The sequence below is a fragment of the Ruegeria sp. CDSC051 genome, from assembly GCF_059610665.1.
On the sequence record NZ_JBXWOC010000005.1, the window covers coordinates 142,778 to 167,212 of the forward strand.

Consider the following 24,435-nt stretch of genomic DNA (forward strand, 5'->3'; position numbering starts at 1 on the left):
CTAGCACATAAAATTCCAGTGCAAAACGCCTTAGTAGGCCCTTTGGCGGATTTGTCAGCAGAGTGGAACCAATCAGGCGACTTCGGGGATTTCGTCCCAGACCAGACCCTGCCCGGGCAGACGCGCGGCCTGTTCGGGGGTACACAGGATCGGACGCACAGCACCGGGCGTTTCAAACAGCTTGCGCAGCAGCGTGTTTGTCATCGCATGACCAGACTTGTCGCCGGTGAAATGACCCAGAATCGGTCCACCCGCCAAATACAAGTCACCCAGAGCATCTAGCATCTTGTGACGCACTGCCTCGTCTGCGTGGCGAAGGCCACCCGGGGTCAGAACTTCGTCGCCCTGAACGACCACAGCATTTTCAAGCGTGCCGCCAAGAGCCAAGCCGTTCTCGCGCATCGCTTCGACGTCGGTACGACGGCAGAATGTCCGGCAATCACTAAGCTCGCGTGCAAAAGAGCCATTGCACATATCCAGCCTCTTAGTCTGACGACCAATGGCGCTGTCTTCAAAATCGATATGAAAATCGATAATCAAACCGTCCGCAGGCGCAATCGAAGCACTGGCACCCTCACGGGTTGCGGTCACAGGTTTAAGAACTTCATAGGCCAGGACCGGGCTTGCCTGACGACGCACGCCTTTCAACATGATGCCACGAACGAATTCAATCGAAGACCCGTCCATGATCGGCACTTCGGGGCCATCGATCTCGATCAGCGCATTGTGGACACCGCATCCAGCCAAAGCTGCCATGATATGCTCGACGGTGGAAACCGTAACGCGCGCTTCATTGACCAGTCGGGTACAAAGCGGGGTACGATCGACCACATCGTAGATTGCAGGGATCAACGCATTGCCCAGCTCGATATCCGTCCGTTTGAACCAGATGCCGTGGCCAGCAGCAGCCGGCTTCAGGATCATCGTCGCAGGCTTACCGCTGTGCAGCCCCAGGCCTGTAAACGTGATCGGAGATTTGAGCGTATGTTGCAAGTGTGACCTCGGTGAGTGGCGTCCGACCTGTGATGGCCGTGTTGGCATTCAACTAAGGAAGCAGGTCAAAAGGCTCAACTCACTCTTTGCAACCGAATGAAACATGAATGTGACAGGTCGGCAAAACCCTGCTCACATAGGGATAATGCACTGTTTTAAAATAAGAAAGGGCCGCCAAATGGCAGCCCCTCTTTAGTATATTGTTACCGCGATCAGTTGGCTTGACGGCGAAGGAAGGCCGGTATTTCGATCCGATCCTGCTCCGGGTCGTCCTCGACATGTGCAGGTGCCGTAGCGTCAGATTGGCGCAATACCGGCTGCTGGCGGGCCGGTTGCTGCGCCGGAGTATCGGCTGCGTGGCCGGTCATGCGATCAATCAGGCGGTTAAAACCAAATCGCGGGCGGTCGGCATCCCCATGATTATCGGAGACCTCCTGCGGTCGAGGCGCAGGATGACCTCTTTCAGCCGGAGGTACATTCTGGACGGCTGCCTGCAAGCGCCTCAGCGCTTCAGGTGACGGCGATCCTGCGGGTGCTTGCGGCTGAGGTGCGACAAAGCTTTCTGGGGCGTATTCGACCGGCTCGGGAGTCGGCTCGAATTCGGCCACGCGCGGCTGATAGGCCGGGGGTGGCAGGCCGTCATCATCCTGTTCTGCGCGCGGTTGGAACAGCGGTTCCATCGGCTCTTCAGTTGTTTCAAACAGCGAAGGTTCACGCGTTGGTTCGGGCTGAGGTTCAGGTTCGGCGCTTGCCGCCACTGACATTTCTTCCAGGGCCGCTTCCTCTGCAGAAACCGAACGGGTCAGCGGTGCCGACATCGAACGACGCGCGACAGGCACATCATCCTGCTTTTCGCTGGCGTCGATACCTGTTGCCACAACCGAAACGCGCATGCCGCCTTCCATTGCGGTATCCAGCGTGGAGCCGACGATGATATTCGCCTCTGGGTCCACTTCCTCACGGATACGGTTTGCGGCTTCGTCCAGTTCGAACAGGGTCAGGTCGTGGCTGCCAGTGATGTTGATCAGAACGCCCTTGGCGCCCTTGAGGCTGATTTCGTCCAACAGCGGGTTGGCGATGGCCTTCTCGGCGGCCTGAACCGCGCGATCTTCGCCGGTGGCTTCGCCCGTGCCCATCATCGCCTTGCCCATCTCGTCCATAACGGCGCGAACATCCGCGAAGTCGAGGTTGATCAGGCCCGGACGCACCATCAGGTCGGTCACGCCTTTGACACCCTGATACAGAACGTCATCCGCCATCGAAAACGCCTCGGTAAACGTGGTCTTTTCGTTGGCCAGACGGAACAAGTTCTGGTTTGGAATGATGATCAGCGTGTCGACTACGCGCTGCAAGGCTTCAACACCGTCTTCGGCCTGACGCATCCGCTTGGCGCCTTCGAACTGGAAAGGCTTGGTCACAACACCGACGGTCAAAACACCCAATTCACGCGCTGCCTGCGCGATGATCGGTGCGGCACCCGTGCCGGTGCCACCACCCATACCGGCCGTGATGAAGCACATATGCGCGCCTGCCAGATGGTCTACAATCTGCTCGATGCTTTCTTCGGCCGCTGCCGCACCCACTGTCGGACGCGCGCCCGCACCCAGACCTTCGGTGACTTTCACGCCTAGTTGAACTCGTGACGAAGACTGGCTTTGCTGCAGCGCCTGGGCATCGGTGTTGGCAACGACAAAATCGACACCGTCCAACTGTTTTTCAATCATGTTGTTGACGGCGTTACCGCCCGCTCCGCCAACGCCAAAAACTGTAATCCGAGGCTTCAGCTCGTCGTGCCCGGGCATCGAAAGATTCAATGTCATGCTTCTGTCCGCCTGTTTATATAACCCGCCAACGCGGTGTTTTTCTTACCTATCCACTAACAATCCTACCGATCCAAACGGCAAACGTCACGCCAAAAATCGCGAAAATCCACAAAATATGGAGGAAATAAGGCACTTGAAAACAGTATTTGGCAGAGATTGCCAGATGTTGCGGAATTATCTCAAAGCACCACAAAACATGCGACGCTCGCGCCACCGCTGACGGGCGCGTCACTTGCAATTCATTCACATGTGTTTGCGGAAAACTGCTCAAGCCCTCTCGCAAGGCCTCTGACGGGCCCTGTGGATATCTTGCGGGATTTTGACAGCCCCTGCAAGATATTTCTTTAGCTAATTGGGGCACTTGGGCAGTTAAGACCTTTCTCAGAAATGTCCCTGACCTCTTGAATTTCTGTCCTGGAGAAACCGACCATTCGCACCATCAACTGGTCTTCATACAAAAACGGCCACCAGCAAACTGGCAGACCATCCTCGTCATCGTCGTACAGAAAGCAAATCTGCCCATTAGGAGTTGTAATTTTCCCGTACACACAACCCTTGCCCTCCATACGCCAGACCGAGAGAGTCGGGCTCAGGAACTCTTCGGTGCCGACCAGCATACCGCTGTTATAGACGTGAAACTTTACGGTCTTTCCTTGAACGGCCCCCAGGAAGGCTTCGGGTGTGATACGGGTCTGAGCCTCTATCGCTGACGGCACAGCCATGACCAGCGCCGCGATCGCGGCCTTACCAGTTGTCACGGAACCACCGCACAGCGCGCTTGAACGGGCGTGCGGAATAAGTGTCTACGGGGATTTCAAAATCCCACCATTCATCCTGTGGGTTGGCTGCAAACAGGCTTAGCCCCACAACCGAAGAGAACCCCGGCCCTGTGGCCGATTGCGGCAACCCATGGACCCGCAGCGGGCGACCAAGGCGAACACGCTGGCCCAGAATACGAGAGGCCAACCCGTCCAGCCCCATGATTTGGCTACCGCCTCCGGTCAGGACGATCTGCTGACTGGGCATGTGCTCAAAGCCAGCCGCATCCAGCCGTACACGCACTTCTTCCAGGATTTCTTCGACACGTGGACGCATGATACCTATCAACTCTGCCCGGCTGACGGTACGGCGGTCATGTTCCCAATCGCCGGTATCACCGCCAATGTCGATCAGGTCGCGGTCATCCGCGCCTGTCGCGTGAACGCCGCCATTGAATGTCTTGATCCGTTCGGCAACAGACGCCGGAACGCCCAGCCCCATCGAGATGTCACTGGTCACATGATCCCCACCCATGCGCACGCAATCGGCATAGATCATGTGTTTCTTCATGAATATTGACACGCTCGTGGTGCCACCGCCCATGTCGATACAGGCCGCACCCAGTTCCTGTTCATCCTCAACCAGCGCCGAAATACCCGAGACATAGGCCGAATTTGCGATACCGGCCAATTCGAGATCGCAACGCTTGATACAGCGCACGATATTCTGGATTGCAACCGCGTCCACGGTCAGCATGTGCATATCGACGGCCAGCGATTGCCCCATCTGACCCCTTGGGTCGATCAGGCCCGATCGGTTATCCAGCGCAAAATTCACCGGCTGAGCATGTAGGACTTCGCGGCCCGCACCATAGTCGGGCACGTCACAGGCATTCAGAACCCGGCCGACTTCGGCCTCGGTTACCAGCTGACCTTCCAGATCCACCTGGGCATCCAAACCATAGGACCGCGGGTTTGCCCCCGAGAAACAGGCGATCACATGGTCGACACGGATATCTGCCATTTTCTGCGCGGCCTGAAGCGCGGTTCGAATGGCGCGCTCGGTCTCCTGCATCGCAGTGACTTCGCCAAATTGCACACCACGGGACCGCGTGGTCGCGGCACCGATCACCCGAAACCCGGATTGTCCGGCCAGAGACCCGATGCCACTGTCCTCGTGCAAACGCCCGGCGCCGTCGAACCGCAGAACAAGGCAGGAAATCTTTGAGCTCCCGACATCCAGAATAGCGACAACGCCGCGTTGCATCGCCTGCCTGCGCATTTGCCGCATGGCCCGTTGGGACTGATAAAGATCGGTCATCATTGTCGTTACTGCCCACTACTCACATCTACTTTTGTATTCCACCAGTCTTCGCTGGCGGCTTTGGTCATTCGGATTGTTGGTCGCTGACCCAGGCGCATATCCACCACGGCCACATCGCGTTCCAGAAGATCCTGAACCTCGTTCACGGCCAACACGCGTTCCAATGCGCGCACTGGCCGTTCTGTCGGCAACATGATGCGCTGACCGCGATCCAGAACCAGATCCCAGCGACGTTCGCCAATTCGCACCAGACCGCGCACCCGATTGCCAAGACTGCTGGCTGTGGCAGTCAGTTGCAGCGCTTCGGGTACATAGGAATCCGCGCCCTCACCCGCGATCAGTGGCAGATTGGAGTGATCCTGCCGCGATGCGATGATTTCAACATGCGCGCCAGTTTCATCCAGCAATTCGACCCCTCGGCGGGTACGCCAGACAAAGGCGGGCTGCCGTTCGACAACATCCACCTGCAGGATACCTCCTGGACGGATGCGCACAGAGGCTGATTTAACCGGATCCAATCCTGTGATCGTTTCGCGCATCTGTTCGACATCCAGGTCCCAGGAACTGATTGGGAAGTCCAGCGGCACCACTTCACGAATGTCTTCCGAAAGGTTGGTTCCCGCCCCATCAATCGCCATCAGGTTGACCATGAATTCTGGTCGCTGCTGGATCGAGATTTTCACATCATGGACATGAGCCACAATCGCTTCGCGCCGGTCCTGAGAGCTGAAATACCCGCCAAGCGCAGCACACACAGCGAAGACCGGCAGCCCGTATTTCAGGCCACGGCGAACACCAGGCGTCAACATCCAGCGCTGCAACCGATAGCTTAGGCGGGACGGCGCCGGATCAAACGCCGATGACTTACGCCCCCAAAGTCGCCGCAGGCGGAACTTGGGTTCTACATTGTTGCGGTCCCCCGAAGCGAAATCGGCATCCGGACCGGCAAGTGGCTTTGACCGATGGATAACCGGCGCACGGGTGGCTGTCAGCGGTCGCATGATGCGTCCTCCACCATCCATGCGCAAAACTGGCCGAAGGTTATCCCGCAATGCGCGCCCTGTTCCGGAGCCAGTGACGTCGGCGTCATTCCTGGCTGGGTGTTGGTTTCCAGCAGGAACAAGCCCTCTGCGCCCTTGCTGTCATCCCACCGAAAATCTGTGCGGCTGACGCCTTTGCAACCCAACAGATCATGCGCCTGTTTGGCAAAGCCCATACACAGGTCAAAAATGTCCTGCGGGATTTCAGCAGGCAGCACATGCCACGACCCGCCCGGCTTGTACTTGGCATCGTAATCGTACCAGCCATCCGTCATGATTTCTGTCACGGTCAGGGCGCGGTCGCCCATGACTGTGACGGTCAACTCGCGGCCAGCCACATATTGTTCGACCATTACCAGTTCGGGCATGTCGTCTGCCAGTTTCGGTGGAGTGTTGGCGCCCTCATGCACCAGATAAATGCCGACGCTGGAACCCTCGTTGTTGGGCTTGACCACATAGGGCGGTTCCATCGTGTGACGCGCGGCAACTTCGGATTTGGCCTCGATCACACTTTCGGCGACTGGCAGACCCGCGATACGGAACGCCGCTTTGCTGCGCTGCTTGTCCATGGCCAACGCCGAAGCCAGCACACCCGAATGGGTATAGGGAATACGCAACCACTCCAGCAGACCCTGCACGCAGCCATCCTCGCCCCAGCGACCATGCAGAGCGTTGAAGACCACATCCGGCTTGATATCCAAAAGGCGCGCATAGAGGTCCGGACCCGCGTCCAGTTCGACCACTTCAAAGCCTTCTCCCCTTAGGGCGGCTGCGCATTCGCGCCCAGAGCTGAGAGACACCTCACGTTCCGCCGAGGGTCCACCCATCAATACCGCCACTTTGGGGTTTGTCCTGCTCGAACTACCCACGTCGTGCGCCTCAAATCCTGCGGACCTTATGTGGTGGTCCGTCCTGCTTTATGCCTTTGATCCGTCGCCCTATTTTGCCTGTTTTGGGTCTGACGGTCGGAGCTTTAATCTGTCAGCGGATCACCGACCCGCATGATTTCCCACTCTAGCGTGATGCCGCTTGTTTCGTAAACCTTTTTTCGCACATCTTCGCCCAACCCTTCGAGGTCGGCAGCGGTGGCAGAGCCGGTGTTGATCAGAAAATTGGGATGCTTGGGGCTCATCTGCGCTCCGCCCCGCATCACGCCCCGCATTCCCGCGTCGTCGATCACCTTCCAGGCCTTGAGGTCATGCACATCATCTGCGCGGCCCGTCGAGGAAAACCCGGCCGGATTGCGGAAGGTCGAGCCCGCGCTGCGATCTTTGGTCGGCTGGGTCTCATCCCGCTTTTTCAACTGCGAGTCCATGCGGGCATGCAGTTCATCAGGATCATCTAGGGGGCCTTCGAACGTGGCCGAGATCAGCACTGCCCCCTCAGGCAGATCCGACTGACGATAGCGAAAATTCAGTTCTTCGGGCGTCAGATCGACGACCTGCCCTTGCCGCGTGATGATCGTCGCCTTGCACAGAACATCCGCCGTATAGCTGCCATAACATCCCGCATTCATCCGCACAGCGCCGCCAATCGACCCCGGAATGGTTCGCAAAAACGTCAGGTCCAAGCCCGCATCAGCTGCCTTGCGCGCCACATGCCCATCCAGCGCCGCCGCGCCTGCGGTGACAATGTTGCCCTCAATCGAGATGCCATTAAATCCCCGGCCCAACCGGATCACTACGGCGCGCAGCCCTCCGTCCCGGACGATCAGGTTCGAGCCGACGCCCATCGGGAAAACCGTGATATCGTCAGGTAAGTCGCGCAGAAACTGCTGCAGGTCTTCCTGGTCGGCGGGTTGAAAGAGGTAATCCGCCGGTCCTCCGACCCGCAACCAGGTCAGATCATTCAGCGGGCGGTTCTGGGTGAGCTTGCCGCGTGGCGAGGGAACAGAAGTCATGGCCGCTAATTCGCGGATTTGAACCGCCAAAGCAAGCTGTATCCGCTATTGCGCGGCACCCAGGATCCGACGCAACCACCGGCCCAGATAAATCACGGGCCAACGCAGTACCGAGATCCCAGCAACCAGAACAATCAACCCGATCCATGGGCCGTTCTGCAGCGTGACATAGCCAACGATAGGAATACCCGCAGCAATCAAGAAATAGGCGCGGGTCCAGTGATTATCCTTGCTGGGGATCATCGCCAGCACATTCGCAACAACTCCCCACAGGGCGGCAAGGGCAATGGACCAATTCATTCGTCGTCCCCTCGGCCTGTCCAACGTTGCCAATAGTGGCGAATTGGGTTGCGGAACATGGATGCAAAAGCCGCAAAGCCCAGGACCGAAAAGAACCAGCCGAAATCGTAACCCAGCCAGACAATCAGCGCCGGCGCAACGATAACCAACACAATCCCCGGTGGAAATTGCAGGCGCATCGGTAGCATGGCCACGATAGTCGACGCTATGACCCACAACCCTGCAAATAATACCGAGTACGCCAAATCTTGCCTCCGAGACCGCTTTTTCTGCGGTTGCACGATCACTCTTTAGGGTTGCACCACAAAAGAGTCCATTACGTCACATCGCCTGTTATTTCTGCAAGCGCGAAGGCAGGCCATTGGCCCAGGCGCTGATCGTACCGGCTCCAAGGCAGACAACCATGTCTCCGGGGCGGGCCTGTTCACGAACCAGACGTTCAAGATCGGATTCGTCCATCAAAGCGCGGGCATGTCGATGCCCATGCCGGATGAGCCCCTGAACCAGGTCATCGCGGGACGCCCCTTCGATCGGGTCCTCTCCGGCAGCGAAAATATCGGCGATGGCAACAACGTCGGCGTCATTGAAACAGGTACAGAAATCATCGAACAGATTAGACAAACGCGAATACCTGTGGGGTTGATGGACCGCGATCACACGGCCTTCGGTGGCCTGGCGTGCGGCTTTCAGAACCGCTGCGATTTCAACCGGGTGGTGACCGTAATCGTCGATGATCGTGACACCATCGACCTCACCCACTTTGGTAAAGCGACGATTGACGCCACCGAAATTAGCCAACGCTTCGCGGATTTCGGCGGCTTTCATGCCCAGATGGCGGGCAACAGCAACCGCAGACAACGCGTTCGAGACGTTGTGGTCGCCTGGCATCGGCAGGGTGCAGCCCTCGATCCTCTTGTCTTCGTATTGCAGGTGAATGTCGAAATGTGCGACGCCGCCCTTATAGGTCAGGTTCTCGGCCCGCACATCCGCCTGCGCGTTGAAACCATAAGTCCGCACGCGCCGGTCTGTGATGCGACCCACCAGTGTTTGCACTTCGGCGTGGTCGGTGCAGCAGACGGCAAGCCCGTAAAACGGCAGGTTCGAGACAAATTCGTAGAACCCGTCGCGCAGCTGGTCGAAATCGCCCCAATGCTCCATATGCTCGGGGTCGATATTGGTGACAATGGCAATGGTCGCAGGCAGACGGTTGAACGAGCCGTCGGATTCGTCCGCCTCGACCACCATCCATTCGCCCTGCCCCATTCGCGCATTCGAGCCATAAGCGTGAATGATACCGCCATTGATCACGGTCGGGTCAAATTCCCCTGCCACCATCAGTTCAGCCATCATCGTGGTGGTGGTGGTCTTGCCGTGGGTTCCGGCAATGGCAATGTTGGATTTCAAGCGCATCAACTCGGCCAGCATATCGGCCCGACGCACCACTGGCAGGCCCCGCGCACGGGCACCGTCCAGCTCCGGGTTGCCCGGTTTGATCGCGGTCGACACCACAACCACGGCGGCGTTCTCAAGGTTTTCAGCGCTTTGACCGACAAAGATCTCGGCGCCCAGACCAGCAAGGCGGTCGGTGATTTTCGACGCTTTCAGGTCCGAGCCCTGCACCCGGTAGCCCAGATTCAAAAGCACCTCGGCAATGCCCGACATCCCGATCCCGCCGATACCCACGAAATGGATCGGCCCGACATCCTGCGGCAGTTTGGTTGCTGGGGTCATGCGGTCTCCTTCTGGGCCAACTGTTCGACCTGGGCGACCAAACGCTCGGTCGCGTCCGGTGCGCCGGTCGATAAGGCGGCATGGGCCATCTTTTGCGCGGCTTCGGGGTTTGTCAGAACTGCGGTGATTTGCTGTGTCAGCGAAGGAACGTCAAGCAGGTTCTCTGGGATCATGATTGCCCCTCCGGCCTGAACCAGCCCGCGTGCATTGGCGGTCTGATGATCGCCCGCTGCGGCGGCATACGGGATCAGGATCGAGGGCCGTCCGATGACGGATATATCCGCCACACTTGACGCGCCTGAGCGTGATATCACCAGCTGCGCATCGGACATACGACGGGGCACATCCTGAAAGAACGGTTTCACTTCGGCACGGATACCGTGGTCGTCATAAAACGCGGAAACACGGGCGCCGTCTTCGTCGCGGGCCTGATGTGCGACACGAATATGTCGGCGCATCTCATCAGGCAGCGCGGCAATCGCTTCGGGCACAATCTGACTAAGGATGCGCGCCCCTTGCGAGCCACCCATCACCAGGATCGACATCGGGTAATCGCCCGGTGGGATATAGCCTGCCGCAGCCCGGTCCAGCACAGCGGCCCGAACCGGGTTGCCGGTATGTATGCCCTTTGCACCGTCCGGCAGATCAGTCGGCCAGACACCACAAGCCACCTGCGCCACGCGAGTCGCAAACAGCTGATTCACACGGCCCAAAACGCCATTCTGTTCATGGATCATACGCGGGATCTTCAACATCGTCGCAGCGCCCAGCGCCGGGATTGAGGGATAGCCGCCAAAGCCGACCACGACGTCCGGTCGGTCGCGCAACATCTGAAACGCCATACCGGCGACACCACCTGCGATCTTGGGACCGACCATCAGTTTGGCGGGCAGTCCGCCACGGGCGAATGTGGCCGAGGACGCCTCGACAATTTCAGTCGAATGCGGAAAGCCACCCGTATATCGTGCGCCGCGCGTATCGGTGGACAAGCGCACACGCCAGCCCCTGTGCAGCATCGCCTCGGCTAGCGCCTGAGCCGGGAACATGTGGCCCCCGGTCCCGCCAGCCGCAATCAGAAGGTAGGGTTTGCCCATCAGCCTCGTCCGCGTAGAATATCACCAAGTTCGCCCTGTGGGCGGGTGCGGGTAAACGCCAGAAGCATGCCGATTGCAATACCACCTGCAATCAGCGAGGACCCACCATAGCTGACGAACGGCAAAGTCATGCCTTTGGCAGGCAAAAGGCGCACGGCGACGCCCATATTGATCATCGCCTGAACCCCGAACATGCAGGCCAGACCGGTGCCCGCCAGGCGGATGAACATGTCGCGCTCGCGCATCAGCCGCAGCAATGACCGCACGACGATCAGCGAATACAGTGCAATGATGATCAGCACCAGGATCAGGCCATATTCCTCGGCCGCGACAGCGATGATGAAATCCGTATGGGCATCGGGCAGCGACCATTTCACCTGCCCTTCACCCACGCCGACACCGAAAAGCCCGCCCTCGCGGATCGCATTGGTGGCATAGCCCAGCTGGGTGGTCGGATCGACCTCTTGGTTCAGAAACCCGTCAATGCGTCGGGCGAAATGTTCCGAGTTGGAATAGGCGAACATACCGCCAAGCACGACAAACCCCGCCATACCAACCAGCAACAACATCGGCGCACCGGCAACGAAATACATCACGCCCCAGCCAAACAGGATCAGGCAGGCCTGACCAAAATCGGGCTGCATAACCAACATGGCGACAATCGCCATGCACAGCGCAAAAGACCATAGCCGACCGGGCGGGCCGTTGATCTGTTGTGACGCGGCCAGCAACCAGGCCGCCACAACGATAAACCCGGGTTTCAGAAATTCAGACGGCTGCAGCGAGGCAAAGCCAAGCGAATACCAGCGCACCGCACCTTTGCCAAAATCTGTGCCAAAGACGGGAAGGAAGACCAGCGCGACAAAAGCAGCAAGAAACCCCAACACCGCCAGACGTCGAACCAGTGTGGGCGACATCATCGAAGTCAGCAGCATCGCAACAAGCGCCATTCCGCCGAACAACGCCTGGCGTTCGACGTAATGGAACGGATCGAACCCGTTGCGACCAGCCAGCGGCGGCGATGAGGCCAGCCCCAGCAACAGCCCGATGACAAACAGGATCAGTACGCAGGACATCGTCCAACGATCAATCGTCCGCCACCACTTTGGTAGAATCGGTTCTCCGCGCTGGTCCTGGACCGCGCCATACACCATCTCAGTCATGAGATACCGCCACTATCTGCCTCGTCAACGCCCCGTTTTCGGGGTCTATGTGCGAGTCTACAGGGGTTTTAGCGTTTGGGCTAGTGGAATGACGCCGCGACAGGGGGAAATTAGCGCCTTCAAGCCAGTGATCCGCTTCAGGGCTTCCCGTACCGGGCGTTCGGATCACCTAGGGAACAAGATCGTAGTGCTTTATCCTTCTGGATTCGACCAATTCAGCCTTTTTTCCCAGTCGAACTGTGACTTGGGAAATGCGCGTGATCACTGAACCGCCCTCCTGTGCAGTGCGTCAAATTGAGCTTCCTTGTCGGGCGTATTCTGGCACATGGTATTCCGGCCAACATCACAAGTGTTCCAACTGCCAATTTCAGACCATTTTCCCAAACCAATCAGAGGACGGAGCCACAGTCACGGACAGACGTTTGCAGCGCGTGTTTACGTCTCCCCCTTGCCATCCCAGTCATTCCACGCCATCCCCCGAGCATGACTTATGATACGATCATCCTGGGCGCCGGTGCTGCTGGCTTGATGTGTGCAGCCCATTGCGTTGGGCGCGTTCTGGTGATCGATCACGCGAAGGCGCCGGGTGAGAAAATCCGCATCTCGGGCGGCGGGCGGTGCAATTTCACCAATATGTATGCCGGGCCGGGCAACTTCCTGTCTCAGAACCCGCATTTCTGTAAGTCCGCATTGGCGCGCTACACGCAGTGGGATTTCATTGAAATGGTCGGGCGTCATGACATCGCTTGGCACGAGAAAACACTGGGACAGCTGTTCTGCGACGGTTCCTCGAAACAGATCATCCAAATGTTGCTGGATGAAATAGAGCGCGCCGGGGCCGAGCTGTGGGTAAGGACCGAGATGAAGGACCTGTGCAAAACCGACACTGGTTTCGCGTTGACGGTTGAACGCGAGGGACAGCGTCATGCCCTGACCTGCACCAATCTGGTTCTGGCCACGGGTGGCAAGTCGATCCCTAAAATGGGGGCGACGGGTCTGGCTTATGACATCGCACACCAGTTTGGATTGCGGATGACCGAGACACGCGCGGCTCTGGTGCCGTTCACCTTTACCGACGGCAGATTCAAGGACCTGTCCGGTGTCTCGCTGCCGACGCGGCTGTCGAACGACCGGACCAGCTTTGACGAGGCTTTGCTTTTCACCCATCGCGGCCTCAGCGGACCAGCTGCGCTGCAACTATCCTCATACTGGCGCGAGGGTGAGGCGATCCGGGTCAACCTGATCCAGGATATGCCACTGTTCGACCTGCTGCGAGATCAGCGCCAAAACAGCGGACGCAAAGCCCTGACTACTGAACTTTCCCGGCAGTTACCCGCGCGATTGGTCGATTTCCTGAGCCAACACATTCCCATGCAAGGCAATTTGGCCGACCAATCGGACACCGCCCTTTCGGACCTGGTCGAGGCCCTGTCGAACTGGCATCTGACCCCGTCCGGGACCGAAGGCTATCGCACCGCCGAGGTCACGCTGGGCGGCATCGACACCGATGATCTGTCGTCAAAAACGATGGAGGCCAGGGATGTCCCCGGCCTCTATGCGATAGGTGAAGCGGTGGATGTCACCGGTTGGCTGGGCGGGTACAATTTCCAATGGGCATGGTCCTCAGGCCATGCCGCTGGAACTGCAATCGCCGGTCGCGTTTAACCTACGACGTTGTACCCACGGCCACGCATGCAGTTACGCACCAACACTTCTTTGTTCTGGTTCTTGTTGATCACATCCGCACCGGCGCCAACCAACGCACCTGCAACTGCAGCACGGCCCAGATTATCGCTGCTGTCCTGTACGATCCCGGTCACTGCGGCTGCGCCAACGGCGCCGATGGCTGCATTCCCGGCCGTGGTGCCATCAACAGATGCCTGCGATGCCGCAAGCTGTTGGCACTGCTGCAGATCAACGTTGTAATTAGGGCCAACCGGACCATCGATGATCGGCTGGTAGTTTGCGCCAGTGTTGGTGCAGGCACCCGCAATCAGAATGGCAGGCAGGATCAGGGAAAACTTACGATATGGCATAGTCATAACCTCGTGTTGAATTTGACGGGTAGCAAAACCAAAAAATATGGCGCGTCAAGCTGATAGCATCTCAGCTTGGCCCAACCGGCGATCTATTGCAAATGGCGTGTCCTAAAGCCGTTTACGAACCTGTTCTGCAAAATCCTCACCGCGTTGTTCGAAATTGTCATATTGATCAAAACTGGCTGCGGCAGGGGCCAGCAAAATCGTCTCGCCCGACTGCGCGTCGTTCATTGCCTGTTCAACGGCTTCTGCCATTGTGGTGCAAACCAGGGTATCTGCCTGTAACTGCATTGCAAATCCGGCAGCTTCGCGCCCGATCACATAAGCCTTGAGCACATGTTCACTGGCTGAGTTGAGTGCAGACAACCCGCCCTCTTTCTCAAGCCCGCCACAGATCCAGCGGACCTTCTTGAACGCGTTCAACGCCTTTACTGCGCTGTCGACATTGGTCGCCTTTGAATCGTTCACATAGGTGACCCCATCCGCTTCGGCGATGATCTGACTGCGATGCGGCAGGCCCGGATAGCTGTGCAACGCATCCTGAATGATCCGAGGGGCCAAACCCAACGCGCGGCACGTGGCGTAGGCGGCACAGGCATTCTGGTGATTATGTGCACCGGGCAGACCTTTGATCTCGCGCAGGTCAATCGACCCCGCCTGTCGCCCTTTGCGATATTCCGACAGGAACCCTTTGCGCGCGAATACCTGCCATCCGGGTCCGGTCAACTTGCGGGCAACCGAGATACGGATCACCCGGTCATCCGTTGGCGCTTCGGCCAGTTGACCGGCCAGAAAGGCGCCTTCGTCCTCATCCACACCGATCACGGCCCGGTCAGGGCCGCCTTCGGCAAACAAACGGCGCTTGGCGGCGAAATAGCCCCCCATGCCGCCGTGACGATCCAGATGATCCGGCGACAGATTGGTGAAAACGGCCACATCGGGTGTCAGCGACCGCGCAAGCTCTGTCTGATAGCTGGACAGTTCCAACACCACGACCGAGCCATTGCCCCCCGGTTCAATATCCAGAACGCCGCGGCCTATGTTCCCGGCCAACTGCGCCTCGCGGCCAGCTTCGGTCAGGATATGATGGATAAGTGCTGCGGTGGTTGATTTCCCGTTCGAGCCGGTCACCGCAACCACGCGGGGCGGAGTATCGAGATTGTCCCATTCCGGCCCAGCGAACGAGCGGAAAAACAAACCGATATCGTTATCCACCGGTACCCCGGCCTCAAGCGCGGCAGCCACGACCGGGTTAGGCTCTGGGTACAGATGGGGGATCCCCGGCGACACGATCAGAGTGGCGACATCATCAAATGCCCCGTGACGGCCTAAATCGCAGCATGTGAACCCTTCGGCTTCGGCCGCCGCGCGTGCAGCCGGATTATCATCCCAGCAGACGGGTTCGGCCTTACCGGCCCGCAAGGCGCGCGCCGTGGTCAGGCCAGACCGACCCAGCCCCAGAACCGCAACTTTCTGTCCTGAAAACCCTTTGACCGGGATCATTCGTGCACTCCATCCTTGCAGTTTGCCGCGCAGACTACCCTGTACAGGCCGCGAGGTGGAATGCAAGCGCGGTTAGCTGGGCCTGTTTGCGCGCAAGTCATTCAAGTTTTTCTGGACGGTTAACGTATCTGGATGCTGCGAACCAAGTGCCTTCTCAAGAATCTCCAGCGCCTCGTTATAAAGCGGCTCGGCCTCATCATAGCGACCAGTTTTTTCCAGCAATCCGGCTAGATTGTTGAGGCCAGTTGCGTAGGCAGGATGCTCGAAACCGATCGTTTTGCGACCAATATCAAGCGCCTCGCGAAAAAGCGGTTCGGCCTCTTCGTACCGACCTGTTGTCTTAAGCAACAAGCCGAGGTTGTTAAGGTCCGTTGCATAACCAGGGTGTCCGACTCCAAGCGCTTTACGGTCAATCTCAAGCGCCTCACGATAAAGCGGTTTAGCCTCATCGTAACGACCCATTGACCGTAGCAACCCCGCGAGGTTGCTCAGTCGGGTGGCATAGTATGGATGCCCGGCACCGATCGTTTTGCGACCAATCTCCAGCGCCTCACGATAGAGCGGCTCGGCCTCTTCGTAACGACCCGTTGCATTGAGCAACAAGGCGAGGTTGTTAAGATGGATGGCATAAATGGGATGCTCGACACCAAGCTTTTTGCGGTCAATCTCCAGCGCTTCACGATAAAGCGGCTCGGCCTCTTCGTATCGACCCAACGCATTTAAGTTGATTGCGTGTTCGTTGAGAGCCTGAGCGAGGCGTTCATGTGCTTCATCCAATCGAGCAACTTCTAGAAGTTCACCACTGAAGCGCAAAGCTACGTCATAGTTGCCAGAGCGCTCGGCAAGATCACTGGCCTTTCGCAAGTTCTCAAAACGTGCATCCAGTTTTGCCGCGCGGGCGTAGTGCGCAGCGGCATCGGCCCAGCGGATTTCAGCCTCGGCGATCTCTCCACGGCCAAAGGCCGCGCGCGCGGCTTCCTCGATCTCCAGTTTGCGGCGTTCCTCAATCTCGGCAAACAAATTATCCGCAATGGAGTAGTCGCCTTTTTCCAAAGCTTCCCGCGCCTCTGCCAGACGGTCTCCGCCGATTTCATTGCCGGATCGTTCCAGCAGCGCTTCTAACTCGGCAATACGTTTTCGCGCTGTTGCAAGCGACGCGTCTGGATTGGCCATCTGATTTTTAAGCTCAGAGATCTGCGCAGTTAACTGCGCTTTCTCATCATCATGGGCAGTTGCCAGTTTCTGCTCTAACTGATGCTCTCGTTTCTCTAGAATCGCCAAATGCTGATCCAGAGTCAGCACGTTGACGTCCGGAAGCGGAATTGGTTTTTGGTCGTTCTGCAGGGGTTTTGGTTTTGGCGATATCCATTGAATACAAAACCAGATCGCCCCCAGTACCATCCCGATTAACGGCAAGAAAACTGCGACCGCAGCCGAAATTGCCGTCACCCTGTTTTGGTGATCCTCATCCCCAAACCAAGCCCAAATGGAAAACCCAAAATCTGCAAGCCAATCCAACGCCGCACCAATCCATAATCTATTGCGCCACCATACCGGCATGTGGCGCGTTTGGAAGGTGGATTTCGCCTGAGTTCGGGCGAAACCTGCAGAGAACGGGCGTTGTTAGCGCACTTTCAACGTGGCCAGACCGATCATCGCCAGGATCAGAGAAATGATCCAGAACCGGATCACGATGGTGGGTTCTGCCCACCCCTTTTTCTCATAGTGATGATGGATCGGGGCCATCAGAAACACGCGACGACCTGTGCGTTTGAAATACAGCACTTGGATGATCACGCTCAGCGCTTCGACCACGAACAGACCTCCGACGACAGCCAACACCAATTCGTGTTTGGTGGCCACCGCAATCGCTCCCAAAGCGCCGCCCAAGGCAAGCGATCCAGTATCGCCCATGAACACGGCAGCAGGCGGCGCGTTGTACCATAGAAACCCAAGGCCAGCGCCGAACAGGGCCGAGGTGAAAATAAAGATCTCGCCGGTTCCGGGCACGTAATGCACATCCAGATACTCGGTAAAGTCGACCCGGCCCACTGCATAGGCGATAATCCCCAGGGTAGATGCGGCGATCATTGCGGGCATGATCGCCAGCCCGTCCAGCCCGTCAGTCAGGTTCACCGCATTTGCGGACCCAACGATCACGACAATCGCGAAGGGAATGTAGAATATCCCCAGATTGAGCAGCGTGTCTTTGAATACCGGCACCGCAAGCTGATTCTGCAGCGCCTCAGGGTGGTGCATCGTGGCCCAAATAGACGCCAGAACCGCGATAATCACACCAAGTCCTAACCGCATTTTTCCAGAAACACCTTTGGTGTTTTGCTTGGAGACCTTGGCATAGTCATCTGCAAACCCAATGGCGGCATAGGCCAACGTTACGAATAAGACCATCCAGACATAGGGGTTGTCCCACCGTGCCCAAACCAGTGTCGATGTGACAAGCGCGCCCACGATCAGCAAGCCGCCCATGGTCGGCGTACCCGCCTTGGAAAAGTGCCCCTCGGGGCCATCATCCCGGATCGGTTGCCCTTTGCCCTGCTTGCGGCGCAGAACATTGATCAGCGGTTTGCCAAAGATAAACCCGAAAATCAGCGCTGTCATAAAGGCACCGCCCGCCCGGAACGTGATGTACCGGAAGAGATTGAAAAAATCCCCTCCGTCCGACAGGCCGGTCAACCAATAGAGCATATCAATACCTTTCCCGTGCGGCGATCATGGCTCAAGCGCGTCCCCTTGCCCCATTTCCCGCAAACCGTCAACAATTCGCGCCAGCGCCATGCTGAGTGATCCTTTGGCAAGAACAGTGTCGCCTGCGCAGATCAGCTCTGGCAGCCGTTCAGCCATCTCAACGCTGGTCTCAAACCAAAGTCCGCGCTTTTCCGCTGGCAACGCATCGTAAAGCGCTTTCATAAGCGGGCCAATGCAGTGAACCTGATCCATCTGCGTCATAGCCGCGACATGCGCCATCGCTGCATGCATGGGGATCTCTTGCGCGCCCAGCTCTTTCATATCACCTAGAAACGCGATCCGGCGCCTGCCCTGTGAGGCGGCCAAAACTTCCAAGGCAGCCTCCATCGAAGTTGGATTGGCGTTATAGCTGTCGTCCAGCAATTCGACCTGACCACCATCCGCCAGTGAAATCTGCTCGCGAACGCCGCGACCTTTTACCGGCAACCAGTTGCCCAAGCCTGCGATGGCTTCGTTCAGGTCAACACCAAGTTCAACGCAGGCCGCCAATGCCCCAAGTGCATTCATAGCAAAATGAGTGCCTGCTGATTGCACATCAAAGGAGATGGCTTTTCCGTCGACCCTGGCCGTTGCATGGACCGAGTCCGGTTTCTGCACAACATCGGTCAGCACGTAATCTGACGCAGCGCGCCCAAAATCGACGATCCCTGCTCCGGCCTCATCTGCGTATTGGCGCAGGATGTCGGCGTGTTCGATATCCGCATTCACGATGGCCGCACCGCCTGGGACCAACCCTTCGAATACTGCGGCTTTCTCTTTCGCAATACCTGCGACGGACTCGAATGCTTCCAGATGGACTGCCGCGACGGTGGTAACCAAGGCCACATGCGGGCGGGCCTGACGCGCCAGCGGAGCAATCTCTCCGGGGTGGTTCATCCCGATTTCTATCACGGCAAATTCAGTGTCGCGCGGCATCCGGGCAAGCGTCAGCGGCACACCCCAATGGTTGTTGTAACTGGCAACGCTGGCATGGGTCTTCCCCTGCGTTTCCAGAATATTGGCCAGCATTTCCTTGGTCGATGTCTTGCCGACACTCCCGGTCACGCCAATCACGCGCGCCTCTGTCCGCGCGCGGGCCGCCTGCCCCAGCGCCTCAAGCCCGGTCTGCACGTCCTCGACGATCAGTAACGGCGCGTCCGGGGAAACGCCTTCGGGTATCTGCGAGACCAGCGCTGCACCTGCGCCCTTCTCAAGCGCTTGCGCCACAAAATCGTGGCCGTCGCGCACCGCCTTCAGCGCAACAAACAGATCTCCGGGCTGCAATGCGCGGGTGTCGATGGATACGCCATTGACCTGCCAATCGGCGGTGGCACGCCCGCCAGTGGCCGCAACAGCCTCAGCCGCAGTCCAGAGCGTCATGCCACCCTCCCATCGAGGGCGGCCACGCTGATGCTGGCCTGTTCTACGTCGTCGAAAGGTAAAACCTGATCGCCCACGATCTGTCCTGTCTCGTGCCCTTTACCGGCGATCAGCAGCGCATCACCCGGTTGCAGGGCATCTATGCCGCGCAGGATGGCTTCGGCACGATCACCCACCTCGGTCGCCTCGGGCGCGCCCAGCATCACCGCAGTACGAATGGTGGCCGGGTCTTCGGTGCGGGGATTGTCGTCGGTGACAAATACCACATCAGCGTTATTGGTCGCAGCCTTGCCCATCAGCGGGCGCTTGGTCGCATCACGATCTCCGCCGGCACCGATGACGGCAATCAGCCGGCCCATAACATGAGGGCGCAAAGCCTTGAGTGCCGTGGCCACAGCATCTGGCGTATGGGCGTAATCGACAAACACAGCAGCCCCGTTTTCACGCGTCGCAGCCAGTTGCATCCGTCCCCGGACCGTCGTCAGATGCGGCAGGGTCTCGAAAACACGCGTGGGATCTTCGCCACCAGCGATCACCAGCCCACATGCCAGCAGGATGTTTTCAGCCTGGAACCCACCGATCAGGTTCAATCGGGTCTGATAAACCTTACCCTGCCACGAAAACCGCAGATCCTGCCCGGTTGCATCAAAGCGCTGATTGAGCAGACACAGATCTGCATCACCCAATCCAACGGTCAGCACATTTTGTCCACGGGTTTCAGCGATACGACGAACCTGCCCACCCTTTGGATCGCTCATGTTGACCACAACCGTGCCGTCCTGAGGCAACACGCGGTCGAAAAGTCCTGCTTTGGCGGTAAAATACGCCTCGAAGGTTTCGTGATAATCCAGATGATCCTGGGTGAAATTCGAGAAACCCGCTGCCGCCAACTGTACCCCGTCGAGGCGGCGCTGCTCGAGACCATGCGAGGATGCCTCCATCGCCGCATGCGTCACGCCATTCTCAGCCGCCTCGGCCAAACACCGATGCAGGGTGATCGGTTCGGGCGTTGTATGCGCCAAAGGGGCCGTCCATGCGCCTTCGACCCCGGTTGTGCCCAGGTTGACGGCGGCATGACCCAGTTCCATCCAGATTTGGCGGACAAAGGTCGCGACAGAGGTTTTACCATTGGTCCCCGTCACAGCCACGATGGTCTGAGGCTGCTTTCCGAACCACAGTGCTGCGCATCCTGCCAGCGCCTGCCTTGGGTCTTCAACCACCACCAGCGCGGCATCCGTCCCCGCAAGCACGCCCGCTGCGACCTCGGCCCCTTCGGCATCGGTGAGGATTGCGGCGGCCCCCATGCGCAGAGCATATTGAATGAACTCTGCGCCATGGACCCGCGTTCCCGGAAGTGCCGCAAACAGATAACCGTCTTTGACCTCGCGGCTATCAACGGCCAACCCGGTGATGTCGGGGTTCGCACCTGCGCGCGCAGTCAGGGCCAGTTGGCTGAGTTTCTTAGTCCTAGTGCCCATGACCCACCTTTCGCCGGACGCCTAATTCGAGGTCAGCGTTATAGCAGCGCGCGCCTCAGGCTCAAGCCGGGGACGCAGGCCCAGCAGTGGGGCAATCCGTCCGATCAATTCCGCGGCCACAGGGACGGCTGTCCACCCCGCCGTCCGGCGCTTTTCGCCATAGGCCACGATGGACGGTTCATCCAGCGTGACGATCAGCACGTATTTCGGATCATAAGCCGGGAAGATCGTGGCGAATGTGGCAATGACCTTGTCATCATAATACCCGCCGCGCGGCTTGGGTTTGTCTGCGGTACCGGTTTTGCCCGCCACGTCATACCCGGCGACATCGCCAAAGCTGGCCGTGCCATCGGTGACAACCTTGCGCAGCATCTTCTGTGCCTGCGTCGCAGCCCCCAGAGACATCACGCGCGGGCCATATTGTGACCCGCTCCGGCGCAAAATGGTCGGGCTGACATAGTATCCGCCATTGGCAATCGCCGCATACCCCGCAGCCAGATGCATCGGGCTGGTCGACAAGCCATGGCCATAAGAAATGGTCACGGTGCTCAGCTCACCCCATTTCTTGGGCTTGAGCGGTTCGCCACCTTTTGCTTCGACAATCTCGAACGGGGTGGGTTCGAACATGCCCAGCGAACGCAGGAATTCCTGTTGCCGCTGCGCGCCAATTTGCAGCGCCAGACGCCCAGTACCCCGGTTCGAGCTGTGGACGATCACATCCGCCACGCTGATCTTGCCGTAATTCTTGCCGTTGAACTCACCAATCGGAAAACGCCCGATTTTCATCGGACCCGAGGTGTCGATGATCGTTTCAGAGTTCACCAGACCAAGCTGAATTGCCTGCGCGGCGGTGAATATCTTGAACACCGATCCCAGCTCGTAAACGCCCTGCACATAGCGGTTGAACAAAGGGCTGTCCGATGGATCGAACCCCGACGTCGGGGGGCGCGGGCGATCATTGGGATCAAAGGATGGCAGCGACGCCGCCGAGATGACCTCGCCCGTATGCGCATCCATCAAAACGGCTGAGGCGCCTTTGGCGTTCATGATCTTCATGCCACCAAAAAGCACCTGTTCGACAGCGGCCTGTACAGTCAGATCCAGCGAGAGTTGCAGCGGCTTGTTTCCGTTGGCAGGGTCCCGCAGATAATCGTCAAACTGCTTTTCAATCCCGGCCACGCCTATCACCTCGGCAGCGCTCACGCCTTCACGCCCAAAACCTGACCCGCCAAGGATATGTGCTGCCAGCTTGCCATTCGGGTAAAGGCGCATTTCGCGGGGGCCAAACAGAATACCTGGATCACCGATGTCATGCACGGCTTGCTTCTGCTCGGGCGAGATACGCTTTTTGATCCACAGGAACTTGCGGTTGCCGGTGAAATCCTTGATCAGACGCTCTTTTTCCAAATCCGGGAAGATTGCCACCAGTTGATCCGCGGCGGCAATCGGATCGATCATCAACGGCGGCTGGGCATAGACGGAATAGGTGTCCAGGTTGGTCGCCAGAATGCGCCCTTCGCGGTCAACAATATTGGCGCGCTGCATCGCGATTGTGGCACCGGGGGCGTTGGCCAAGGGCTCTTGCGCCTCGGATGTCGCAAGCATCCCCATCCGAACGCCAACCACCGAGAAGGCGCAAAAGAAGAAAAGACCCAGCACCAGCAAACGGCCCTCGGCCCGAGCGCGGGCCCTGTCCTTCATATCTTCATGGCGCTTCTGGATGTTTTCGCGCTCGATAACCTTGGGGTTTTCACCGCGTGCGCGCGCATCCAGGACACGGGCCAGAGGGCGGAGGGGCGTGCGCGTCATGGGAACTGCACCTCTCCCAACGCCTTAATGTTGGTTATCGCCTGCAATTCGATGGGATCGACAATCGGAAGATCCGGATCCTCGGCATAGGCAACCTGATCCGCGCGTCCGAACTGCTCTGCTCGCAAGGGCAGCAGGCCGAGACGTTCAAAATTCAGATCCGCCAGCTCTCGAAGACGATCAGGACGGTTCAAATAAGCCCATTCCGCATTCAGAACGGCCAGTCGGACCTGTGCCACGCCGATCTCTCGTTGCAGTGTTTGCGTTTCTTTCACAACTTGCTGGGTGCGGTAGTTCTCTTGATACGCCCAAAGGGCGACCCCGAACACGGCCAAGGCAGTCAACACATACAATACACTCTTCATTTTGCCCTTCCCCCTAGTTGCGGCATCCCAATGGCACGGGCTTCAATTTCCCCTGCCGGAGCCTCGGTGCGCACAGCAACACGCAGCTTGGCTGAGCGCGAACGCGGATTTTCCTGCAATTCCTGATCGTCCGGCCCCACCGCCTTACGGGTTTTAAGCGTAAATTGCGGCAGGTCCTGCTCAATTTCGGGCGCATAGCGATTGGCCCGGCCGGTTTTGCCCGCCCGCGACTGAAAGAACCGCTTTACCATGCGATCTTCGATCGAATGGAATGTCACAACAGCCAGCTGCCCGCCCGGTTTCAGCGCGCGCTCAGCGGCCATCAGGCCCTGGAACAATTCTTCATATTCTGCATTCACCGCGATGCGCAGCCCCTGAAAGCTGCGTGTCGCGGGATGCGATTGACCGGGTTTGGGCCTGGGCAGACAGGATTCGACAAGCCCCACCAACCGCAAAGTGGTTGTGATCGGCTCTTCCGCCCGCGCCTTTACGATAGCCCTGGCAATTCGCCTGCTGGCGCGTTCTTCACCATAGTGAAACAGGATGTCGGCGAGCTGCGCTTCGCTTGCAGTGTTGACCAGATCAGCCGCGCTTTCGCCGTCCTGGCTCATGCGCATGTCCAGCGGGCCGTCCTTCATAAAGGAAAAGCCACGCTCGGCCAAATCCAGCTGCATGGAGGAAACCCCAAGGTCCAGCACCACCCCGTCCAAGTCCTGCGCGTATTCGTCCAGACGCGAAAAGACGCCGGGCTGCATCACCAGCCGATCGCCATAGCCCTTGGCCCAGTCCGCGGCCATTTCAAAGGCCAGCGGATCACGATCAACACCGACGACCTTGTCCGCGCCTGCCTCGAGCAGGCCACGGGTATATCCCCCGGCACCAAAGGTTCCGTCCAACCAAACACCCGACACCGGAGAGACTGCAGCCAGCAAAGGGCGCAATAATACCGGAATATGTGGTTTGTCAGAAGAGGTTTGCGCACCGGCCATG

At 58.4% G+C, this 24,435-nt stretch carries 22 protein-coding genes; 1 reads left to right on the forward strand and 21 read right to left on the reverse strand.

The window, feature by feature from the left end; genetic code table 11:
* Window positions 1-72: 72 nt before the first annotated feature.
* The 12 genes from lpxC to ftsW form a co-directional block, all read right to left on the reverse strand.
* Entirely contained in the window at window positions 73-993 is a 921-nt protein-coding gene (lpxC, locus tag AC2FH0_RS13365; RefSeq protein WP_496690894.1) for a UDP-3-O-acyl-N-acetylglucosamine deacetylase, read from the reverse strand.
* A 212-nt stretch (window positions 994-1,205) separates the two neighbouring features.
* Entirely contained in the window at window positions 1,206-2,813 is a 1,608-nt protein-coding gene (ftsZ, locus tag AC2FH0_RS13370; RefSeq protein WP_496789559.1) for a cell division protein FtsZ, read from the reverse strand.
* A gap of 347 nt (window positions 2,814-3,160) precedes the next feature.
* Window positions 3,161-3,574, reverse strand: coding sequence for a hypothetical protein (locus AC2FH0_RS13375; protein ID WP_496789560.1), 414 nt, complete (start codon window positions 3,572-3,574; stop codon window positions 3,161-3,163).
* The gene (ftsA, locus tag AC2FH0_RS13380) at window positions 3,561-4,895 is read right to left on the reverse strand and encodes a cell division protein FtsA (protein ID WP_281972769.1); all 1,335 of its coding nucleotides are present in this window, start codon (window positions 4,893-4,895) and stop codon (window positions 3,561-3,563) included. The genes AC2FH0_RS13375 and ftsA overlap by 14 nt, the downstream gene beginning before the upstream one ends.
* Before the next feature lie 8 nt (window positions 4,896-4,903).
* Window positions 4,904-5,899 (reverse strand): cell division protein FtsQ/DivIB, encoded by a 996-nt coding sequence (locus tag AC2FH0_RS13385; protein ID WP_496789561.1) that lies wholly within the window; start codon window positions 5,897-5,899, stop codon window positions 4,904-4,906.
* On the reverse strand, window positions 5,887-6,807 hold the full coding sequence (locus AC2FH0_RS13390) for a D-alanine--D-alanine ligase (protein ID WP_496789563.1): 921 nt from the start codon (window positions 6,805-6,807) through the stop codon (window positions 5,887-5,889). Before AC2FH0_RS13390 ends, AC2FH0_RS13385 begins: the two co-directional genes overlap by 13 nt.
* 104 nt (window positions 6,808-6,911) lie before the next feature.
* Window positions 6,912-7,838 (reverse strand): UDP-N-acetylmuramate dehydrogenase, encoded by a 927-nt coding sequence (gene murB / locus AC2FH0_RS13395; protein WP_496789565.1) that lies wholly within the window; start codon window positions 7,836-7,838, stop codon window positions 6,912-6,914.
* A 45-nt stretch (window positions 7,839-7,883) separates the two neighbouring features.
* Window positions 7,884-8,138, reverse strand: coding sequence for a DUF2484 family protein (locus tag AC2FH0_RS13400; RefSeq protein WP_142635031.1), 255 nt, complete (start codon window positions 8,136-8,138; stop codon window positions 7,884-7,886).
* Entirely contained in the window at window positions 8,135-8,383 is a 249-nt protein-coding gene (locus AC2FH0_RS13405) for a DUF2484 family protein (RefSeq protein WP_142635033.1), read from the reverse strand. Before AC2FH0_RS13405 ends, AC2FH0_RS13400 begins: the two co-directional genes overlap by 4 nt.
* 88 nt (window positions 8,384-8,471) lie before the next feature.
* On the reverse strand, window positions 8,472-9,869 hold the full coding sequence (murC, locus tag AC2FH0_RS13410) for a UDP-N-acetylmuramate--L-alanine ligase (RefSeq protein WP_282021454.1): 1,398 nt from the start codon (window positions 9,867-9,869) through the stop codon (window positions 8,472-8,474).
* Window positions 9,866-10,963, reverse strand: coding sequence for a UDP-N-acetylglucosamine--N-acetylmuramyl-(pentapeptide) pyrophosphoryl-undecaprenol N-acetylglucosamine transferase (locus AC2FH0_RS13415; protein ID WP_142635037.1), 1,098 nt, complete (start codon window positions 10,961-10,963; stop codon window positions 9,866-9,868). Before AC2FH0_RS13415 ends, murC begins: the two co-directional genes overlap by 4 nt.
* Window positions 10,963-12,126, reverse strand: a complete 1,164-nt coding sequence (gene ftsW, locus AC2FH0_RS13420) for a putative lipid II flippase FtsW (RefSeq protein WP_496689711.1) — start codon at window positions 12,124-12,126, stop codon at window positions 10,963-10,965. Before ftsW ends, AC2FH0_RS13415 begins: the two co-directional genes overlap by 1 nt.
* 483 nt (window positions 12,127-12,609) lie before the next feature.
* On the opposite strand from ftsW, the gene AC2FH0_RS13425 reads away from it, so the two are divergent.
* Window positions 12,610-13,791: a BaiN/RdsA family NAD(P)/FAD-dependent oxidoreductase gene (locus AC2FH0_RS13425; protein WP_496789566.1), complete on the forward strand. Its 1,182-nt coding sequence runs from the start codon at window positions 12,610-12,612 to the stop codon at window positions 13,789-13,791.
* Here AC2FH0_RS13425 and AC2FH0_RS13430 read toward each other — a convergent pair.
* The 9 genes from AC2FH0_RS13430 to rsmH all read right to left on the reverse strand — a co-directional run bounded on the left by AC2FH0_RS13430 (window position 13,788) and on the right by rsmH (window position 24,434).
* Entirely contained in the window at window positions 13,788-14,162 is a 375-nt protein-coding gene (locus AC2FH0_RS13430) for a glycine zipper family protein (RefSeq protein ID WP_246097157.1), read from the reverse strand. The genes AC2FH0_RS13425 and AC2FH0_RS13430 overlap by 4 nt on opposite strands.
* 111 nt (window positions 14,163-14,273) lie before the next feature.
* Window positions 14,274-15,668 carry a UDP-N-acetylmuramoyl-L-alanine--D-glutamate ligase gene (murD, locus tag AC2FH0_RS13435; RefSeq protein ID WP_496789567.1) on the reverse strand — a complete coding sequence of 465 codons (1,395 nt, stop codon included), beginning with the start codon at window positions 15,666-15,668 and terminating at the stop codon, window positions 14,274-14,276.
* A 72-nt stretch (window positions 15,669-15,740) separates the two neighbouring features.
* On the reverse strand, window positions 15,741-17,069 hold the full coding sequence (locus AC2FH0_RS13440; RefSeq protein WP_496789569.1) for a tetratricopeptide repeat protein: 1,329 nt from the start codon (window positions 17,067-17,069) through the stop codon (window positions 15,741-15,743).
* 222 nt (window positions 17,070-17,291) lie between these two features.
* Window positions 17,292-18,374 (reverse strand): phospho-N-acetylmuramoyl-pentapeptide-transferase, encoded by a 1,083-nt coding sequence (gene mraY / locus AC2FH0_RS13445; protein WP_142635045.1) that lies wholly within the window; start codon window positions 18,372-18,374, stop codon window positions 17,292-17,294.
* Window positions 18,375-18,398: 24 nt separating this feature from the next.
* Window positions 18,399-19,793: a UDP-N-acetylmuramoyl-tripeptide--D-alanyl-D-alanine ligase gene (locus tag AC2FH0_RS13450; protein ID WP_496789570.1), complete on the reverse strand. Its 1,395-nt coding sequence runs from the start codon at window positions 19,791-19,793 to the stop codon at window positions 18,399-18,401.
* Window positions 19,790-21,271 (reverse strand): UDP-N-acetylmuramoyl-L-alanyl-D-glutamate--2,6-diaminopimelate ligase, encoded by a 1,482-nt coding sequence (locus tag AC2FH0_RS13455; protein ID WP_496789572.1) that lies wholly within the window; start codon window positions 21,269-21,271, stop codon window positions 19,790-19,792. Before AC2FH0_RS13455 ends, AC2FH0_RS13450 begins: the two co-directional genes overlap by 4 nt.
* A 21-nt stretch (window positions 21,272-21,292) precedes the next feature.
* A complete protein-coding gene (locus AC2FH0_RS13460) occupies window positions 21,293-23,080 on the reverse strand; it encodes a peptidoglycan D,D-transpeptidase FtsI family protein (RefSeq protein WP_496690904.1) in 1,788 nt (595 codons plus the stop codon).
* Entirely contained in the window at window positions 23,077-23,445 is a 369-nt protein-coding gene (ftsL, locus tag AC2FH0_RS13465) for a cell division protein FtsL (RefSeq protein ID WP_142635053.1), read from the reverse strand. Before ftsL ends, AC2FH0_RS13460 begins: the two co-directional genes overlap by 4 nt.
* On the reverse strand, window positions 23,442-24,434 hold the full coding sequence (gene rsmH / locus AC2FH0_RS13470) for a 16S rRNA (cytosine(1402)-N(4))-methyltransferase RsmH (protein WP_496706729.1): 993 nt from the start codon (window positions 24,432-24,434) through the stop codon (window positions 23,442-23,444). The genes ftsL and rsmH overlap by 4 nt, the downstream gene beginning before the upstream one ends.
* Between the last annotated feature and the right edge of the window lies 1 nt (window position 24,435).

Coding starts and splice junctions, on each gene's coding strand:
- ftsZ (WP_496789559.1), bottom strand. CDS start 2,813: ATGACATTGAATCTTTCGATGCCCGGGCACGACGAGCTGAAGCCTCGG.
- ftsA (WP_281972769.1), bottom strand. CDS start 4,895: ATGACCGATCTTTATCAGTCCCAACGGGCCATGCGGCAAATGCGCAGG.
- AC2FH0_RS13385 (WP_496789561.1), bottom strand. CDS start 5,899: ATGCGACCGCTGACAGCCACCCGTGCGCCGGTTATCCATCGGTCAAAG.
- murB (WP_496789565.1), bottom strand. CDS start 7,838: ATGACTTCTGTTCCCTCGCCACGCGGCAAGCTCACCCAGAACCGCCCG.
- AC2FH0_RS13400 (WP_142635031.1), bottom strand. CDS start 8,138: ATGAATTGGTCCATTGCCCTTGCCGCCCTGTGGGGAGTTGTTGCGAAT.
- murC (WP_282021454.1), bottom strand. CDS start 9,869: ATGACCCCAGCAACCAAACTGCCGCAGGATGTCGGGCCGATCCATTTC.
- AC2FH0_RS13415 (WP_142635037.1), bottom strand. CDS start 10,963: ATGGGCAAACCCTACCTTCTGATTGCGGCTGGCGGGACCGGGGGCCAC.
- ftsW (WP_496689711.1), bottom strand. CDS start 12,126: ATGACTGAGATGGTGTATGGCGCGGTCCAGGACCAGCGCGGAGAACCG.
- AC2FH0_RS13425 (WP_496789566.1), top strand. CDS start 12,610: ATGACTTATGATACGATCATCCTGGGCGCCGGTGCTGCTGGCTTGATG.
- AC2FH0_RS13430 (WP_246097157.1), bottom strand. CDS start 14,162: ATGCCATATCGTAAGTTTTCCCTGATCCTGCCTGCCATTCTGATTGCG.
- murD (WP_496789567.1), bottom strand. CDS start 15,668: ATGATCCCGGTCAAAGGGTTTTCAGGACAGAAAGTTGCGGTTCTGGGG.
- AC2FH0_RS13440 (WP_496789569.1), bottom strand. CDS start 17,069: ATGGTACTGGGGGCGATCTGGTTTTGTATTCAATGGATATCGCCAAAA.
- mraY (WP_142635045.1), bottom strand. CDS start 18,374: ATGCTCTATTGGTTGACCGGCCTGTCGGACGGAGGGGATTTTTTCAAT.
- AC2FH0_RS13450 (WP_496789570.1), bottom strand. CDS start 19,793: ATGACGCTCTGGACTGCGGCTGAGGCTGTTGCGGCCACTGGCGGGCGT.
- AC2FH0_RS13455 (WP_496789572.1), bottom strand. CDS start 21,271: ATGGGCACTAGGACTAAGAAACTCAGCCAACTGGCCCTGACTGCGCGC.
- AC2FH0_RS13460 (WP_496690904.1), bottom strand. CDS start 23,080: ATGACGCGCACGCCCCTCCGCCCTCTGGCCCGTGTCCTGGATGCGCGC.
- ftsL (WP_142635053.1), bottom strand. CDS start 23,445: ATGAAGAGTGTATTGTATGTGTTGACTGCCTTGGCCGTGTTCGGGGTC.
- rsmH (WP_496706729.1), bottom strand. CDS start 24,434: ATGGCCGGTGCGCAAACCTCTTCTGACAAACCACATATTCCGGTATTA.